The organism is Rhizobium rhododendri, assembly GCF_007000325.2.
GTDB lineage: Bacteria > Pseudomonadota > Alphaproteobacteria > Rhizobiales > Rhizobiaceae > Rhizobium > Rhizobium rhododendri.
On the sequence record NZ_CP117268.1, the window covers coordinates 578,910 to 597,129 of the forward strand.

At 56.7% G+C, this 18,220-nt stretch carries 12 protein-coding genes and 1 pseudogene; 7 read left to right on the top strand and 6 right to left on the bottom strand.

The window, feature by feature from the left end; translation table 11 throughout:
- Nucleotides 1–111: 111 nt before the first annotated feature.
- The 4 genes from PR018_RS20410 to PR018_RS20425 all read right to left on the bottom strand — a co-directional run bounded on the left by PR018_RS20410 (nucleotide 112) and on the right by PR018_RS20425 (nucleotide 3,906).
- Nucleotides 112–237, bottom strand: a complete 126-nt coding sequence (locus PR018_RS20410; protein WP_161991043.1) for an XdhC family protein — start codon at nucleotides 235–237, stop codon at nucleotides 112–114.
- Nucleotides 221–997, bottom strand: a complete 777-nt coding sequence (locus PR018_RS20415; protein WP_142832528.1) for an L-threonylcarbamoyladenylate synthase — start codon at nucleotides 995–997, stop codon at nucleotides 221–223. The genes PR018_RS20410 and PR018_RS20415 overlap by 17 nt, the downstream gene beginning before the upstream one ends.
- A gap of 400 nt (nucleotides 998–1,397) precedes the next feature.
- Nucleotides 1,398–2,522 (bottom strand): IS5 family transposase, encoded by a 1,125-nt coding sequence (locus PR018_RS20420; protein ID WP_142832529.1) that lies wholly within the window; start codon nucleotides 2,520–2,522, stop codon nucleotides 1,398–1,400.
- Nucleotides 2,523–2,865: 343 nt separating this feature from the next.
- Nucleotides 2,866–3,906, bottom strand: a complete 1,041-nt coding sequence (locus PR018_RS20425; protein WP_142832530.1) for an IS110 family RNA-guided transposase — start codon at nucleotides 3,904–3,906, stop codon at nucleotides 2,866–2,868.
- An 871-nt stretch (nucleotides 3,907–4,777) separates the two neighbouring features.
- On the opposite strand from PR018_RS20425, the gene PR018_RS20430 reads away from it, so the two are divergent.
- The 5 genes from PR018_RS20430 to PR018_RS20450 all read left to right on the top strand — a co-directional run bounded on the left by PR018_RS20430 (nucleotide 4,778) and on the right by PR018_RS20450 (nucleotide 11,841).
- On the top strand, nucleotides 4,778–6,823 hold the full coding sequence (locus PR018_RS20430) for a peptidase domain-containing ABC transporter (protein WP_244615595.1): 2,046 nt from the start codon (nucleotides 4,778–4,780) through the stop codon (nucleotides 6,821–6,823).
- Nucleotides 6,820–8,055: an HlyD family secretion protein gene (locus PR018_RS20435; RefSeq protein WP_142832531.1), complete on the top strand. Its 1,236-nt coding sequence runs from the start codon at nucleotides 6,820–6,822 to the stop codon at nucleotides 8,053–8,055. Before PR018_RS20430 ends, PR018_RS20435 begins: the two co-directional genes overlap by 4 nt.
- Before the next feature lie 61 nt (nucleotides 8,056–8,116).
- Entirely contained in the window at nucleotides 8,117–8,356 is a 240-nt protein-coding gene (locus tag PR018_RS20440) for a flagellar hook protein (protein ID WP_111220922.1), read from the top strand.
- A gap of 759 nt (nucleotides 8,357–9,115) precedes the next feature.
- A complete protein-coding gene (locus tag PR018_RS20445; protein ID WP_202617241.1) occupies nucleotides 9,116–10,282 on the top strand; it encodes an HlyD family secretion protein in 1,167 nt (388 codons plus the stop codon).
- Nucleotides 10,279–11,841 (top strand): DHA2 family efflux MFS transporter permease subunit, encoded by a 1,563-nt coding sequence (locus PR018_RS20450; protein ID WP_279621459.1) that lies wholly within the window; start codon nucleotides 10,279–10,281, stop codon nucleotides 11,839–11,841. Before PR018_RS20445 ends, PR018_RS20450 begins: the two co-directional genes overlap by 4 nt.
- Before the next feature lie 359 nt (nucleotides 11,842–12,200).
- Here the strand turns inward: PR018_RS20450 and PR018_RS20455 are convergent, their stop codons facing one another.
- Complete coding sequence (locus PR018_RS20455) at nucleotides 12,201–13,505, bottom strand: MFS transporter (RefSeq protein WP_143134255.1); 1,305 nt, start codon at nucleotides 13,503–13,505, stop codon at nucleotides 12,201–12,203.
- A gap of 544 nt (nucleotides 13,506–14,049) precedes the next feature.
- Between PR018_RS20455 and PR018_RS20460 the strand changes: the two genes are divergently transcribed.
- Nucleotides 14,050–14,427 carry a hypothetical protein gene (locus tag PR018_RS20460; protein ID WP_142832593.1) on the top strand — a complete coding sequence of 126 codons (378 nt, stop codon included), beginning with the start codon at nucleotides 14,050–14,052 and terminating at the stop codon, nucleotides 14,425–14,427.
- A 1,417-nt stretch (nucleotides 14,428–15,844) separates the two neighbouring features.
- Here PR018_RS20460 and PR018_RS20465 read toward each other — a convergent pair.
- Nucleotides 15,845–16,720 (bottom strand): annotated as a pseudogene (locus tag PR018_RS20465) (metallophosphoesterase family protein); the annotation flags it as partial.
- A gap of 420 nt (nucleotides 16,721–17,140) precedes the next feature.
- Here PR018_RS20465 and PR018_RS20470 point away from each other — a divergent pair.
- Entirely contained in the window at nucleotides 17,141–18,142 is a 1,002-nt protein-coding gene (locus PR018_RS20470) for a hypothetical protein (protein ID WP_143123506.1), read from the top strand.
- The last annotated feature ends 78 nt before the right edge of the window (nucleotides 18,143–18,220 follow it).

The window sequence follows — 18,220 nt, forward strand, 5'->3', positions numbered from 1 at the left end:
TCTTGCAACAAGCGGATGGCCAGCATCATACCACCGCCGCACGGCAGGACCATATCGAAAAACCAAGGCCCTTCCCGGAGCCGCACAAACCGGTCGTTCCCGTGCCATAGTCTAAAGAGCCTCCGCAGCCACGGCAGCTTCCGTACAGCCGCCGAACACGTAGCCACAGCAGAGACCCTCCTCGTGAACCGCCATCTGGGCACCAAGCGCGCGCGGCGGCTCAATAATACTGGCCATGCCGATAGTTCCAGCTTTCGAAATTATTCGCCAGAGCCTCCATGATGCGATCAACATCTAGACCTTTACGGATCAATGTGGGGGCAGGCTCAATAGAACGGCATCCACCTTGCTCTGGTACGATTTTTCCGTGTTCATCAACCATCGAAACCATGACACCTTGTTCGTAACGCGATCCAGCTTCCTTTGCCGGCTGGATTGAAGCAACGTAGTCATCAGCTGCGATGACCAAATCCGCCATGGTACCAATACGCGCTCCGATCCCCTCAACCAGCCCTTTATTTCCCTGTCCAGATGGATTAGCAGAGCTCGCGAAGGTCAGTTTTTGCTCAACTTCCCATAGGCGTTGCGCGATTAATTCGGAAGGCGTGCCAAACCGGATGACAAAACAACTTGTTCGGCGGCTGTCCATCACCAAGTCGGCGGCGCCGTCCGGTATGTGCCGAAGCGCCGCCTTTTTCCAGGGCAGAATGCATCCCAACAAAACATCTTCTTTCCAATGCCAAGAATAAAACGCGTCGATCTCTGGAGTCAATTCCGCCAAATCGCGCAGCTGTTCCAACGAACTTACGAGAACGACCCCAGGCTTGTTGAGATTACGTTCTTTCGCAGAAAATTTTCTTCGAAGCCCAGCGCCATCCGATGTCATAATTATGTAACCCACTTTCGTGGGGCTCACAATCATGCCGCCCTCGGCGGTAAGAATATCTATCGCTTCAGGTTGAACAGCACCGTTCCATTGGATTGTTTTTTTTGACATGAAAAATTCCTTTGAAGAGACACCTCAAGAAGTTTTTCGTGCCATATAACCTTGTGAAGTTGCGTTATGTTTTGTTGCGAAATGTTGTTGGCCTTCTGACAAACGCAGAAAAGCCCGGTACAAATTGCTGCGTTTAGCGGTGCATTGACCGTCGGATAAAAATTCCACTGCAGGCTTGTGGAGCGTGCCGATCTGCCGATTATTCTGAATGCGATTATCGAAAAGTTGAAACGGCGGTAGATGTTTTAAAGATAGACATTAGCAGGGTGCGGAAATAGCGCCAATTTTCCCGCCGATCCTCGATAGCTAGCTCGAATACGAGCAGCGACAATGGTTCTTCAGTGGCCTTGTCGGCCCGTTTCGTCGTAATCCGCCCTCTTTAGGCGGATTACGGGCGCGATTAGGCTGTCGCCAGCAGCTTTGGCAGCCTCACCAGATTATAAGCCGTCGCTGTCAGGGTGAACATCCAGCCGACGCGATCCTTTCCACGATGGCGGGTCTTGCGCATTCCGCCGCTGGTCTTGGCCCAACCGAACACTTCCTCGATGCGCTTGCGAATGCGCTGACTGACACCGTAGCCGGGATGATGGGTGGTCCGACCGTCTATGGCCGAGCGTCGGTTCGTCGTGTTCTGGGCGACGTGTGGCGTTACCTTTGCGTCCCGCAAGGCGGCAACGAAGTCGGCCGTATCGTAGGCTTTGTCTGCAGCCAATGTGATGCGATGACGACCATCCATGCTGCCCACCATATCCAATGCTGCCTCGCGCTCGGCGGTGCCGGTCGCATGGGTCAGCGTGGCGGCGACAACCAAGCCGTTCCGGTTTTCCATGGTGACGTGGCCCATATGGCAGAGCCTGGCCGCCTGACCACGGGCCTTCTTATAAAGCCTGGCGTCCGGGTCGGTGGTCGATGCATGGGTTGCGTTGCTGCGCTTGTCGCCGTGGAAATCGCGCTCAGAGTTGCGGCCTTTGGCTTCTGGCGGCTGTTTCCCTTCAGCGCCAGAGCCGCTGCTGTCGGCGTCGCCACCATCTGCGTCGTCCTTGGGCTTGAAGCTCTTCATGCTCGCCCAGGCTTCGATCAAGGTACCGTCCACCGAGAAATGCTCGTCCGACAGCAGCGCTTTCACCCTCGGCTGGCCCAGCAAGGCGGCCAGGAACTTGGCGGCGATGTCGCCCGCCAGGAGGCGTTCGCGGTTCTTGGTGGACACCGTGACGTCCCAGATCGGCGCGTCCATCGACAGGCCGACGAACCAGCGGAACAGCAGATTGTAATCCATCTGCTCCATGAGCTGACGCTCCGAGCCGATCGTGTAGAAGGCCTGCAACAACAAAGCGCGCAGCAGCTTCTCCGGCGGGATCGACGGCCGGCCGATCGATGAATACATCGCCTCGAAATCCGGCGACAGAACTTCCAGCGCTTCGTCTACAATGGCACGGATCGGCCGCAGCGGATGGTTTGCCGGAACGCGGGCTTCGCAGCTCACATAAGAAAATAGTCCCGCTGTCTGGTTGTCACTGCCGCGCATGTCATCCTCCTGCCGAAATCACTCAGCAATGGAATCACGGCAGTACGCTCGCAGCAAGCGCCTTTTTCCGCAGCCTTCTCTATTCGGCGTGTTGAGGTCAAGCACTTCGAGCTATTTCTGCATCGGCATCTAATATCTTTCGCGGTCCACGCTTCTCTCCGGGATCGGCCCCTCGGCCCTCCCACCATAGGATTAGGAGAACAAGGCGGTTCAATCTGTTAGTCGCTCTAGCTGCGATATGCTGCAGTTGAGCAAGGCTGCGGTCGAACTTACCTTGTCCACCGTCCGCGAAGGACATCTTTCCACCGGCTGGCAGAACTCTATTATCTCCCGTTGTTTCCGATTAGGCGGCTTTCGCCACGTCGCTGTCGCGGCTCCACCGGAACTCCGTGCCATCGCTCCACATCCGGTGCATGATCACCGCAAGTCTCCGCGCAAGAGCGACAATGGCCTTTCGAAGACCGCGGCGTTTGGCAACATTCATCGCCCAAGCCTTCAACCAGGACCATTTCTTCACCCGCGTCAGCAACACCTGTGCCGCCTCGTAAAGTAGCCCGCGCATGATCGCATCGCCGCAGGCAGACACGCGGCCAACTCTCTTGCTTTCTCCCGATTGATTGATGACCGGTGTCAGCCCCAAAGCAGGTCCCACCGCTCGGGAGTGCACAAACCGAGCGGGACTGTCGATGGTGCAGATGTAAGCGAGTGAGATCACTGGACCTATTCCGGGTATCGTCATCAACCGCTTGCAGGTGACATCATCCCGGGCGATGTCGAGGACCTTCCGGTGCAGCCGTGAGAACTCGTCCCGGAGTTTTTGGCGGGCGTCAAGCAGGGGAGCGATGATCTCCTTGAGATCGGGAATAGCCTCCAGGAGTTCGTTGATGCGGTTTTCGAATTTACCAACCCTGGCAATGCCCACCTTGAGGCCGAAGTTACGCAGAAGCCCACGAATATCGTTCTCAAATGCGAGCGCCTTCTCCTGGAGCAGCTTACGTGCGGTCAGAAGAGCGCGGCGTTTTTGACTGGTCAGCGTCTTGACGTGCACGGGACGAAAGAGGTTCACCCGCATCATCTGGGCAATACCGCGGGCATCGTTGCGGTCCGTCTTGTTGACCTGCGCTTTGAGAAAGGCTTTCGCATGACGGGTTTCGATGCAGACCGTTGGCAGCTCCGCCTCAACCAGGCCACTATATAACCACTGCGACATCGGACCGGCTTCCAGCCCGATGCGGACAAATTCCCAGCCCAGGCTCTTTAACGCCGCGACCAGATCGTCCGGGTGACTGACGACTTTCATCTCCCGGCAAATCCGACCGGTCTCATCAACGACACATACCGAGGTCTCTTGCAACGAGACGTCAAGGCCTGCAAAATACTGCATGCTGCGCTTCCTTCCATTGTTGTTTGTGGCTGTTCTCACATGACCACGTTTATCATCAACTCGAAGCGCAGCACCTCTTCATCAAACCTGTGATGTCGAGGCAGGGACTCAAGCCGAATATCCTATCTGTTAGAGGCCTGGCTGATGGTGCAAGGGTCCACCTCGTAATTGCGATATCCGCTGAGTTAACGGGACTTCAAAGGAATGTTCGAAGAGCTCGGCTTCGAGATCATAGCACGATCAAACGCGGGTATTGAGCCGTCCGACGAAGATCGGGAAGTGTCCTAGCCAGAAGGTATGGGGAGGTGGCGTAGCTCCGAAGGCGATTGCTCTCCCAGGCCCGGTGTGCGAATCGCAGATCCGGTTGGGCGAGCACCCCGGCCGCCCCTGCAAGCCAGATATCATCCTGATTGTGGCGGCAAAGTGGGTCGCCGCAACATCTCTCAACATAACTAGACCCAACTCAATAATGAGGCATGGCATACCTTTGGACACGGCAGCTTGATTGCCACGCACGAATTAGGAGCGCCGGGAATGAACGATCCAAGGGAGCTTTGTCGTATGTCTTGCATCACTCACCTTCACAGAATTCGGACCAGTCAGTGCCCTTCTTCTGAGGCGAGTTCTGAACTGGATGTCAACGTCCAAGTGTCCCGAACCTAACCATCGTCTTCAGAAAACTCGTCGATGGCCTGTCATGAAGGGACGGTCGTCGGACGCCCGGGCGTTCGTTGGAAGTCACACCCCATTTCTCATCTTTCACCACTTAAAGCGAGATAGTCAGTTGTTTCTCACGGCCCTCCATAAACGCTACGGGGTTGAGCCTCTGCTACAATCCGAAGCCGCTGAATGCGGGCTTGCGTGCCTGGTGATGGTGGCCGGCTTTCACGGTCATCGGATAACTTTGTCAGAACTTCGTCGCCGCCACGCTGCATCCGCAAACGGTACGACTCTGAAAACGCTCATCGCGGTCGCTGACGATCTCGGTCTGACCAGTCGGCCGCTGAAGCTGGAAATGGCAGATATCGGCAAGCTGAAGACACCCTGCATTCTCCACTGGGATATGTCGCACTACGTCGTGCTAACGCATGCATCCGGCCGGTGGGTGGACATCCACGATCCCGCGAGCGGCCAGCGGCGGCTTTCCCTCAACGAAGCATCGAAACATTTTACCGGGATAGCGCTGGAATTCACACCGGCAACCACCTTCCGAAAACGCAAGGTGGTCGAGCGGGTGTGCCTGGCCGACCTTTGGTCCAGGAGCGCCGGCTTCATTCCGAGCCTGCTGCAGATCCTGGCGCTCTCCGCCCTGTTGCAATTCTTTGTTCTGCTGTCGCCGCTCGTCAACCAGATGATTGTCGATGAGGCAATCTCAAAGGGTGATTTCAGTCTCCTGAACGTCATAGTCATCGGCGCGGCATTGCTGCTGTTGGTTCAGAGCGCCACGACCTTGTTGCGCGGATACGTGCAGATGCATTTCAGCACGCTTCTTACCTTTCAGATGCGCGGCAATCTGTTGCGTCATGCCATGCGCCTGCCTGTCCCGTGGTTTGAAAAACGGCGTCTCGGCGATATCCTATCGCGTTTTAATTCCCTTCAGCCGGTTCAGGATCTGCTGACAGGTGGCTTTGTGTCCGGCGCGCTGGACGGGTTAATGGCGATCATCACGCTGGTCGTGATGGTGATCTACGCGCCCTATCTGGCAAGCATTGTGCTGGGCTCGCTGGCGCTGGTCATTTGCATACGCTTGGGGACTTTTCCGTGGCTTCGCAGCCTGACCAACGAGGGTATCCAGTACCAGGCCAAGGTGGATGGTATCCTGCTTGAAACGATCCTTGGTGCGCGGGCATTCAAGCTGTTCGGACGTGAACTGGAACGCCACGGTGTCTGGCAAAATGCCTATGCCGACAGCATCAACAACAATGTACGCGTCCAGAAAATCAGTCTTAAGGGTTCGGCAGGCTTATCCTTCCTGACGGGCGCCGAGATGCTCCTCGTCTTCTATTTCGGAGCCGGCAGCATCATCCGCGGAGAGATGACGCTCGGCATGTTGCTGGCTTTCCTTTCCTATCGGAGCCAGTTCAGCACGGCGGCGTTTTCACTCGTCGACCAGTATTTCAAATTTCGCATGATCGGCCTTCATCTAGAGCGCCTGGCCGATGTCGTGCATCAGGATCCAGAGCCCGCCCTCAATGCCGCAGCCCGGGGGGATCGTCCACTTGCCGGATCACTTCTCGTACGCAACCTCTCCTTTCGCTATGCCGAACGGGAGGCATGGGTTCTGAAGGATGTATCCCTCTCCATAGAGGCGGGGCAGTCCGTCGTCTTTGTGGGCCCTTCTGGCGGCGGCAAGTCTACCCTCTTGAAGTTGTTGATGGGCCTCTATCCGCCGGGTGAGGGCGAGGTGTTTGTGGACGGCCTCCCGCTCGGCGTCTTCGGGATGCGGGCGTACCGAGCCAAGGTCGGTGTGGTGATGCAGGACGACCAGCTTTTTGCGGGGACGATTGCCGACAATATCGCTTTTTTCGATCCTGAGATCGATATCGCTCGGGTCGAGGAGGTTGTCCGGCTTGTTGGCCTTCACGACGAAATCATGTGTATGCCAATGGGCTACATGACCTTGGTGGGAGACCTCGGATCTACGCTGTCAGGTGGGCAGCAGCAGCGAGCTCTCCTGGCGCGTGCGCTGTACCGCAAGCCGTCCATATTGTTTCTCGACGAAGGGACGGCCAATCTGGATGTCCTGTCGGAGCGCCGCCTCATGCAATCGCTGAGCAAGCTCGGAATCACCCAAGTGATGGTCGCCCATCGCCCCGGAGCCATCGAAGGTGCTGCCCGCGCCTTTGCAGTGGAAAACGGCAATATACGCGAGCTAAAGCGCGATGTGCCGGCCCACCCTTTGCAGGTGGTGCCATGAGTACCCTGTTCCGTAGCGAAGCCACTGAACATCGTCGCCGCATTGGCGGGGAGGTGATGATCGCACAACCGGTGAGCCATGGGGTGATGACCACCGTCCTCGGCTGCCTCGTGGTGGTCGGTGCAGCCTATCTCATGACCGGTACCTATGCGCGCAAGGAAACGGTGCAGGGCTACATAGCCCCGACTGGTGGCCTGGCACAGATCTACGCCGCCAAGGGCGGCACGGTAACCCGCGTGCTTGTCCATGAGGGAGATCTGGTCACCCAGGGCCAGCCGATGGTGGAACTGTCGCTGGAGACGACTGGCGCAGACGGCATGGTCGGTGAAAAATTGCGAATTGAGACGCAAGCGCGTATTCAGTCCATCGATACACAGATCAAGGCATCCAACACCCGCTTTGACCAGGAGGAGCGACGTCTGTCTTCCCGTGTCGAAGGGCTGGGCAGCGAACTGGCGAGCCAGGAGCAACGTCTGGAGTCTGAACGCCGGCTGCAAGCCCTGCAAACAGACGATACCGGCCACTACGCCAAGCTCCAGGTCAATGGCGGCGGGACGCGTTTTGAACTATCGCGCCGCCAGCAGCAGATCTTTGCCCAGGAGAGCGTCATCCACGAACTCGAGCGGCAGAAGGAACAGCGGCAAGGCGATCTTGTCGATGCACGCTCGCAATTGGCCAGCCTGCCAGCGGACAGGGACGACAAGCTCGCTCAGCTACAAGGTCTTCGCAGCGAGCTCGAGCAATCCCTTGCGCAATTGAAGGTCAACCGCGCCTATGTGGTCGTCGCGCCGGTGTCCGGCCGAGTTGCGGCGCTACAGGCTCAGCCGGGGCAGACTGCCATCACGCAATCGCCTCTTGCAGCCCTCGTGCCTGCTGGCAGCAACCTCGAAGCCAATCTGCTGGTTCCGCCGCGCTCTGCTGGCCTTATCCAGCCAGGGCAGGAGGTACGGCTGAAGGTCGATGCCTTTCCATATCAACGTTTCGGGACGCTTTTGGGCCATGTCGTTCAGGTCTCCCGCGCAACCTATCGCGAGGGTGAGCTTCTGGCTCCCATCGCCCTTACAGCTCCCGTCTACCGGGTCACAGTCAGCCTCGAGCGCACCAGCATCGCCGCGTATGGCGAAGAGCGTCCGCTGACCCCCGGTACGACCCTAATCGGCGATATCGTCACAGATCGCCGACACTTCACCGACTGGATATTGGACCCTCTGATGGCCATAGGCAGCCGGTGATGACTGAAGGAGGGGAAGGCCAGGCAGGCCACCCCCCAACCCAACCTGAAAGGAGACTAACATGAACAACATCATCGAACTCGACATCGCCCAGCTGGATCTCGTGAGCGGCGGCGCCTCCACGGTCGCTTCCACGGTCACCATCGGTGCTGATGGTGCTGTCAGCGGCAGCTACACCTTCGGTTCGAAGTCAGGCACGTTTTCGGCATCGCTGCCGGCTGAAGTCGTACAGAAGGCTGGAACATTCTCGTTCAGCAACGCATCTGGCGGCTTCAACTTCAATAGCTCGTTTGCTAGCTAAACGTCTCTGATCGCAATAAATCCGGCAGCCGGTTCCCGGCTGCCGGTCCATCCTGGATTGGTCGGGCTGTCGTCGCCCGGCAGGCGATTCACATGGGTTTGACAAGTGCCCAACGCGCGTCAATCCGGGTCGTAGCCACTAACTTCGAGGCCGCTTCCGACCGGCAGCATCACACTGCTGATGCCCGGCTTATGCGGGCTTCATTCCGTCATATTACCGTCGCTACGCATGAACTGCACGGTCCAGTCCCGCACGATCTGAAGGGTGACATTGCCCAGCCGCGCCGCATTCGGGCGGGTGGCTTCATCATAGATCAAGCAAGCGCCAACAGTCGACGCGCCTGGCGGCATGATTGCTGTGACGGGCCAGACGCCGGAGACCTTCCTCGCCCAAAAATTCTCGCGGTGAAATCGCTCTCAGCAAACCTCCAGTCTGGAGCAGAGACTATGATCTATTGCCTTCTGGTAAGCCGAAAAGACCAATTTAGTGGGGCGCCGTACTACCGTTATGGTCACCTTTAAGCTGAATGAATTGCTTGCCGCAGATATCAACGTGAATGCCGAAAGCCCAGATCTGTCGCACCGACAAGGGCACCCAAACGCTACGCGCGCCGTCGAGAAAGCTGCAGTAATTGCAAATTGTCGGGGTCTTTTCGCTCTTGATCGAAAAAGAAACTGATGAGTTTCACAACCACCGAATGAGACTTCATATCGGGACTAAATAAAATGAATAGTACCATTAATGCGACGGAGTGATCTCGTGCTAGCACAGGTAAATGCGATGCAGGTCGAAAAGGAAAACGACACTTCTCGCGAACCGCCCGGGGAAGTTTTCAAGCCGTCCAAAAACCCCGAACAGAAGCGTCGCATCAAACGCATCCTTCTGACCGTCGCCATTTTGGCAATGATCGGCGGTGGAATATGGTTCTTACGCTATTGGACGGTCGGCCGGTTCCTGCAGTCCACGAATGACGCGTTCCTTCAGGCCGACCAGACGACAGTGTCGCCAAAGGTCCAGGGATATGTCGAACAGGTGTATGTGGTCGCCAACCAGAAGGTCGCGGTCGGCGATAGGCTTTTGAAGATCGAGCCGCGAAACTATGAGGCTAAAGTCGCCCAAGCACAAGCTGGCGTCGAGTCTTCGAAAGCGGACCTCGCCAGGGCGCAGGCCGAAGCGAAGCGGCAGATATCGTCTGTGGGACAGGCTGAGGCGCAACTCCTGTCAGTCAGGACGCAGGCGCAGTTCGCCCAGAGCCAGGTCGACCGCTATCAGTCGCTTGGCCGCGCCGGCGCGACGTCCAACGAACAGATCGCAACCTACACAAGCCAACGCGACCAGCAGGCCGCGCAGGTCAAGGTGTCCGAGGCGTCTCTGGCGTCTGCAAAGGAGGCCATCAACACCACTGAGGCCGCCGTCAGACAGGCGGAGGCGGCTGTACGGCAATCCGAAGCGCAGCTCGCAACAGTCGAGCTTGATCTCGACGCCACCGAGATCACCGCGCCGATCGCGGGCGTCGTCGGCGACAAGTCGGTAGCCGTCGGGCAATATGTCTCCGCTGGTACGCGATTGATGACGCTCGTTCCGGTCAAAGACATCTACCTCGTTGCCAACTTCAAGGAGACGCAGGTTGAATCGATGCGTGTCGGACAGCCTGCGAGAATCAGCGTGGACGCCATCAGCTCTGGAACCCTCGACGGCGAAGTCGAGAGCTTCTCCCCCGGAACAGGCGCACAATTCGCGCTGATCCCGACCGAGAACGCCACAGGGAATTTCACAAAGATCGTTCAACGCATACCCGTACGCATCAAAATTGAAGCCAATGCGAACCCGCATAATGTGCTAGTCCCCGGTCTCTCTGTCAGTGTCGAGGTGGATACCCACGGCATCACCGATGGCAAAGACAATGCAGTGGAGCTTAGCCAATGAGCCCCACGAAATTGGAGGGGGGAAACAACTCGCCAAAAAAGGCGGACGCTGCGGCATGGACGGCGGTAACCGCGGGTATCGTTGGCGCCCTTATGGCGACGCTGGACGTTTCGATTACCAACTCTGCGCTGCCACAGATACAAGGGGAAATCGGAACTAGCGGATCGGAAGGCACATGGATCGTCACTGCCTATCTTGTCGCGGAGATTGTCATGATCCCGCTTTCGGGCTGGTTTACCAACCTTCTCGGCCTCCGCAGGTTTCTGCTTGTCATGACCTCACTATTCATCTGCTTTTCCATGGTCTGCGGTTTTTCGACCTCGCTTGGCATGATGGTGGCGGGACGCGCGGGCCAGGGGTTCACCGGAGGCGCGATGATACCAACAGCGATGACCATTATCGCCCAGCGGCTTCCCGCCAACCAGCAGTCTATCGGCGTTGCCCTGTTCGGAATTACCGCGATCATGGGACCGATTGCCGGACCTGTTCTTGGCGGATGGCTAACGGAAAACGCCAGCTGGCACTATGCGTTCTTCCTTAACCTCCCCGTAGGCGTCGGCCTGCTTATGCTTCTGACCCTTGGATTGCCGTCTTCAAGGACCAATCTCGAATTGCTTCTTGAAGCGGACTGGCTGGGGATCGTTGGCTTGTCGATGTTTCTAGGGTGCCTGACGGTAGTTCTTGAGGACGGACAGAGAGAAAGCTGGTTCGAGTCGTCGTTGATTGTCCTCTTGACTGGCGTCGCGCTGGGAGGTTTTTGTATGCTTGTCTTGGGCCAGCTTACTGCCGATAGGCCTGTAATCCGCCTGAGCATCCTGTTTCAAAGATCGTTTGGAAGTGTCGTCCTCATGGCGGTCGTCACGGGGGCATCGCTCTATGGAATAACCTATCTCATCCCTCAATTCCTTGCCCGTATTAGTGGATACAACGCGCTTCAATCGGGAATGGTCGTTCTTATCAGCGGCCTGCCAATGCTGGCGATCATTCCGTTCTTCCCGCTTCTGATCAGAACCCTTGACCTCAGGATCGCAATCGCATTCGGGCTGGTCTGCTATTCGGTCAGCTGTTACCTGGACACGAGCCTCACCGCAGCTACCAATGGCGGAGACTTCGGTTTCTCGCAGCTACTGCGAGGGCTCGGGCAGACGTTCACCCTTGTCTTCCTGAACCAGGCGATGACGAGCTCCGTACCTCGCGAGCAGGCGCAGGACGCAGCCGGAATCTACACGGCTGCCCGTAACCTAGGCGGGTCTATCGGACTGGCCGTGATAGGACTCATGCTCGACCGTCAGACTTCGGTTCATACGCAACGTCTAATGGAGAGGGTCACCGCCAATTCAGTTATTGCTCAGGAACGCATCCACCAGTCCGGCAGCGATCCGCAGTCTGTTCAGCTCGCCATTGTGAACATCTTTCAGGTTATTAAGCGTGAGGCCGCCGTCATGGCATTCAACGACATGTTCTATTTTTTTGCCATCGCCCTTCTGGTCATTTTCCCCCTAGTGTTTATCCTAAGACCAATTCAGCGCGGACCCGCCGTGGCGATGCCTCAGCATTGAATTTATGGCCTCAGCATGCCGAGACAGGGGAAGCGAAGCGGCCTTGACCGCTAAGATCCTCGCTGCAACCCAGGTCTGTTACTTGGAAAGGGTTACGAGTGCACGAGCAAGGATGACGTCACTGAACTTGCGAAATGACGACGCTCCACGTCGATCTCGATGCGACCGTCCGCGCGGTTCGGCCGTTCCATGTTCCATGGTGCGACGACAGAGTAGCTAAACAGCGTGGGCGCCTGGGCCTCGGGTTGAAGCGACGGCACAATATGCGTCTGTACCCCGGTGAATGGCTGATGTGTATTTAGAAAAAAAAGGGCCGCGAAACATGTGTTTCGCGGCCTTTTTCGATGCGATTGTTTGGATCAGATCTCTTCGTTGCCTGACAGCAGGATGCAGACAAGCGTGATGAAGGCGGCGATTGCCATGTAGTAGCCGACATAGGCAAGGCCGTAGTTGCTGGCGAGCCAGGTGGCGATAAAGGGTGCCAGCGAGGCGCCGAAGATGCCGGCAAAGTTGAAGGTTATGGAGGCGCCGGTATAGCGCACGGCTACCGGGAACGGTGCTGCCAGAGCTGTGCCGATCGGGCCGTAGGTCATCCCCATCAGCGCCATGCTGACGGCTGCGAAGATGTAGATCTCGGTGAGGCCGCCGGTCAGCAGGGTCTGCAGGAAGAACGAGAAGACACCGATCGCGACCGTCGTGGCAACGAGCACGGTGCGGCGGCCAAAGCGGTCCGACAGCTTGCCGGCGATCGGGCAGAAGATGCCGAAGAACACCGAGGCGACGATCTGCACGAGAAGCGCGTCGAGGAAGCTGATCTTCAGGACCTTGACGTTGTAGGACAGCAGGTAGGCCGTGCCGATGTAAAAGAGCACGAAAGTTGCCAGCGCCACGAAGGTGCCGAGGACCAGGCTGCGCTTGTGGTTCTTCAGGATCTCGACCACGGGAACGGCAACGCGCTCCTTGCGAGCGACGGCTTCGCTGAACTCCGGGGTCTCGGTGATCGACAGACGGACCCAGAGGCCGATGCCGATCAGGACGATCGAGGCGATGAACGGCACGCGCCAGCCCCAGGTGATGAAGTCTTCCTGGGAGATGAAGTGCAGCAGCAGCCAGAAGACGGCCGACGACAGGAACAGGCCGACGGGCGCGCCCAGTTGCGGGAACATGCCGTACCAGGAGCGCTTGCCCTCCGGCGCATTCTCCGTCGCCAGCAGCACCGCGCCGCCCCACTCGCCACCGAGACCGAAGCCCTGGCCGAAGCGGCAGATGGCCAGCAGCAGAGGCGCGGCCACGCCGATCGAGGCGTAGGAGGGCAGGAAGCCGATCAGTACCGTCGAGATGCCCATGGTCATGAGGGCTGCAACGAGCGTCACCTTGCGACCGATGCGGTCACCGTAATGGCCGAACACGATGGCGCCGATCGGACGGGCGAAGAAGGCGATGGAAAAAGTCGCGAATGATTGCAGGACGCCGGTGGTTGGATCGCTGGTCGGAAAGAACAGCGTCGGGAAAACGAGGACGGCAGCCGTCGCGTAAACGTAGAAGTCGAAGAATTCGATGGTGGTGCCGATCAGGCTTGCCAGCAGAACGCGTGACGGCGAATTCAAGGCGGCACTGTTTCGCGACGAGGGAGCCGGCGATAATGGCGATATCGCTTGTTTCATTTTCGTGACCAATCCGGAATGCTAAGTTCAACTTCACGGGCCTTAACGCAATTTAAGGCCCCGTTAGCCTCGGAAGTAAAATTCTTACATGACAATGAGATGACGCGTCTCATAATTTAGTCCGCAGGTTCTGGTCGCATACCGCCAATACCTCAATCGTTTTCGAACGAGGAGCTATCGTATCGACTCTGCCTACGCAGAAAGAAATCTCGCGCAGCAAGTGCTGGGGAAGACGCGAGCCCGGCACAATGTCCGTCCGCTCGTCTACGCCAGGCGCATTGCTTCCTTCCCAAATTCCTTTGTAGATTTCTTCTGCTTTGGCATTCCGGTTGCCTTCAACTCAAGAAAACCTCTTCACTTTTCTGAAGCAAGTCCCGGCGCAGTTTTATCCGTAAAGTGTCTGCAACATTTCGCAATAACAAACGACACACTGCAACAGTTGCAAGGCGCATAATGCCGTTGTGCTTCGCATCGCGTCAAAACATCGATCTAACTCGGTCGCCAAATAGGATCGGGTAGAGGGTTTTAGTCAAAGGTAAGTTTCATGACACGTTATGTCATCGCGTTCACCGCGGCCGCTGCTCTATTCGCTACCGCCGCCGTACCCGCCTTCTCGCAGGTGGTCATCTACGATGGCCAGCCTTCAGATCCCTACTCGGTTGACGGGAACACGGAATCCAACTTTCTAAACTCGTGGAACCGCCATCATGACCATCAGAACCGTTGGTCCGTACAACGGCCCAGCTTTGGACCTGACGACGTTATTACCTTGCTCGAGGATCGTGGTTACCGAGTGAGGGATGTTCAGGATGTCGGCGAACGTTATCTGGTCAAGGCAACCCGTGGCGGCGACAACTTGCTCGTGAGCGTATCGCGGTCGGGCGATATCATGGGTGTCGTCCACGACCAGTACCAGAGATAAGCCATACCGGGTTGTCAATCCAGCGCCCTGTTCAACCGCTTGGGTGAGCCAAAGCTTGCCCTCGACCGTCCAACGCCAAACGAAAGGCATCCAATGTCTACTTCTCGCAGCCGTGACATCATTTCCCGACCGGAGGCAGGCAATGGAGAGTTAATCCGTGTCGAGCGTGTGTGGCAGCATCGCCATGATCTCGATATACGGACCCCAAAGCCGCGACACAATGGTCCAGCGTGGCTCATGCTTGCGGCTGGCGGCCTTATGCTCGGTGCAATATCTGTCGTTGCTTATAGCGATCCGGGTCCGACACACACCCCTTTGTTGCAAGAGGTCACGGCCTCCCATCCCGACGGTCGGGAAGCCGTTGCCGCTTCAACAAGACTTCAGAACATTGTTGATACGGCACGAGCACCAATGACAGCGAGCATCACAGAGACGCAAGCTGCTTCTGCACCTTACACCGTTATTCCGACCCAGCGGCCGGTCTTTGACGGTGTTAGATCTCGTGACCCTGAGAAGATGAACCGTTCGGCGTCCGCCACGACTTCGACCAAAGTCATCCGCTACGATCGATGTAATCCCGGCTGTGACTCCCGAGATCCACTGGTCGCGGGGACAATCCCACCTAGAAATTCTGCACGACCGTCTGTCGGTCCCGTGGAAAGCACAGATTTAGAAAGTTCGAGCGGAGCCGCACAAATCGCGAAAACTGCACTCAATGGTGCCGGTCTTGTCCTCATCCAAACCGCTACTCTGCCATTCACGACTCTGAAATTCGGTCGAGATACGGCGATGAAGATGTCGGAGCAGAACTAGTGCCAATGACTCGATGCTTGCGTCCCAAAGTATGTTGCTGCCGCGGAGGTCACGATGGTTCAGCACCGCAGTTTCCCTTTGAATTTGCTGAGCATGGCGACGTCCAGTAGGTCTAGAATTAGTTTCTTATCGATGCCAGCCTCGCGCAGTTCATGCGCAGCCTCTCACAGTCGTGGGTCCAGTCGAACGGTGGCCTTATGAAGAAGAGCGCGATCGTGGTACTGGCGCAAATTTGGTGGCGCTATGGAAATACGTGACCGGTGGCGTCGTCATCGAGGGCTTTGTGTTGAAGGCAAGCCGAGAACAACTATCGCGAAGTCCGCAACCTCGCCAAATTGCAATCAGCCGACCAGATCATCAGTCCTGGCAGATCCAGGTGAACGACCCGAAGCTCGATAGGGCTCGAATGCCGTTAAACAAAGAATGGGATCGTTCCCCTGAGCCTGGGCCGCGACGCAAGCGAGATCATGGTGTCGTCGACCAGCGCGCCGTATGCGAGGTGGAACCGGCGATGGAAACAACCCGGTCATAAATAGCAGGCCGAGCCTTGACTGCAGACACAAACAACCGAAGGAAGCGTCCCATGGATTATTAAAAGGGCTCGACGCCGAATTCCCCATGTGAGTGAAGAGCGTACCCCGTCGCGTGCAATACTCATGCCCTGCTCGATAAGGTCTGCCGCCTCTCGCCAGGTATCGGCGGAGGAGAGATCGACCGATATTCGTTCGAACTGGGCAATGCTGGTCGAACGCTCCTCGATGATAAGACTACGATCGTCATTGACCGTGACGAGTGTGACCGTCTTTTCGCCGCTCTCATTGATGTCCCGCCCTTGTGGCATACCAGGCATGATCACCCTGCGCTCGCCGGCATGCTGTGCCCGCGCATGGATATGCCCAAGAGCCCAATAGTCAAAACCCCAACCGTGCAGGTCGACCGCCTTGCACGGTGCATAAAGATCGTGACCCGGTGCTCCGGCGAGGCTCGTATGCATGATACCGATGTTGACGGTGTCAGGGGTTGGGCGGTGATATTTCTCGAGGAGGCTTTCCGGGGCTTGAGGCTTTGCAAAGCTCAGGCCGTGCACCGATATAGCTAGATCGCCATGAGTGATGTCGACGGCGTGTGGGCGGCCGCTGAACACGGTCACCGACGGCGGTAGGATCAGCTCCTGGGTAATTCGGGACAGGGCGTCATGATTTCCACGGATCACGAACGTGTTAATGCCAGCCTCGTGCAGCCGCTGCATCTGGCTGGCCAGAAAGCGGGCCGTTTTCATCGAAGTCTGTTCGCCATCATATAGGTCGCCGGCAATAATCAGAGCATTTACCTGTTCGTCAACACACAAGCCGACGATCGCTGTTAAGGCTTGTCGGGTGGCGTCTCCGATCAGCTCGGCAAGGTCACTATTTCGTAGCGCTAATGAGCGTAATGGTGAATCGAGATGGAGGTCGGCCGTATGAATGAATCTGAATGCCATGCCGCAATCTTCTCGGTATTACGGTTCAATTTAAAGTAGCAAACGCCATAAGTTTCTGCTTGAAAATTGGGAAATATTTTTGGCCCTGACGAGGCAGTACTGCAGCCTGCGGGCGGTTCTAGGCGTTAGAAAGTAACGATCGCAATGACAACGCATTTATACCTGCGTGACGGCAATAATCCGCATCAAGGCGGCGAACCTCTCGAGGGAGTGAGGATGCCAAAATAATTTAGGCCCCAGTGGGGCCCAAATTGGTCGTGCTGTATCGCTTTAGACTCCGTAGCCGTCCTGCACGAGGCAATGGATCAAGACTTGTTCCTCGACTTCAGAGTGAGGGGAATATAGATAACCTAGTCGGGCGCGTCAATAGGGATGGCGAGCCTGCAAGGACGGGTTTTTCGGAGTGCAGGTAGATCTAATATGCAGGATCATCATCAGACCGCAAGGCGTCTTTTGCCACAGGGAACTTCAGAAGACATCGTTGAGAAGATTGCGAAATTCATACCTATCGCCAACGACTCGATCCTGCGCGACAGCCTAAAAGAGGCGATCGGCAGGCCCAAGAAGGGTGTGACCGCAATTACTATCGAGGTTGGGGCCTTCATCGACAAGGTCCATAAAGCCTATAATCGGCGTCTAGCGGAGATGGGGCGGCTTTATCCTCTCTTCAATATATTCGAAAGTTCCTTCCGGTCCTTTCTCGCCCACACGATGGATGAAGTGCATGGGTCATCTTACTGGTGGAAGCCGGCCTACGATATTGAGATATTGCGTTCCGATCCACATCATCATAGCGATCCCGGCATTTCGCACATCGGAACCCTTCGCATTAGTTTGGACCTGTCAAATGCCGTCCATGACTTTGCTCGTTCGATTGCAATGAGCAAGGAAGCGCGGATCCTCGTCGATGAAGGAGGCGGGACAATGGATCTAATCCAGTTCACCAAGCTGAACGACCTCGAAAGGCTGATCGGTGCGGACTGGATTAGGATCAAAGATTCTTTTGCCGTAGCGCCATCATTTGGTGTCACAACCTTCCTCAATCAGTTTGAGAAGGTGCGGCATGCGCGAAACAAAATATTTCATCACCGCGACATTAGCGAGAAGGCGGCAATTGTCACCATCGCCGAGGAACTGCTCGACCTGATCGGCGTCCATCTAAAGTCACTCTACGAAGATGCCGCGCATGTAGCGGTTTCTCCCTATCACTTCGTGCAAGATACCGCATCGAGTTATCACTATGCGCTGTCCATCACACGTTACAGCTTTACTGTCACAGCCCACTTTGGTGAGAAGGCTGCAGAGGTGCGCTCCGAGGGTACCTGCAGCGGCGATGCTATCGTGCGCTATCTGCACTCGCTTAAAGCGGCGCGCATCGGTGATCTTCATCAGCTTCAGTCAAAATTGCTAACCGTGAGCTAGCAAATGCACCTCGATATACACGCAGATTCTTTGGGAATGAGTGGAGGTAACAACGCCGCACCAAGGCAATTAATCGGA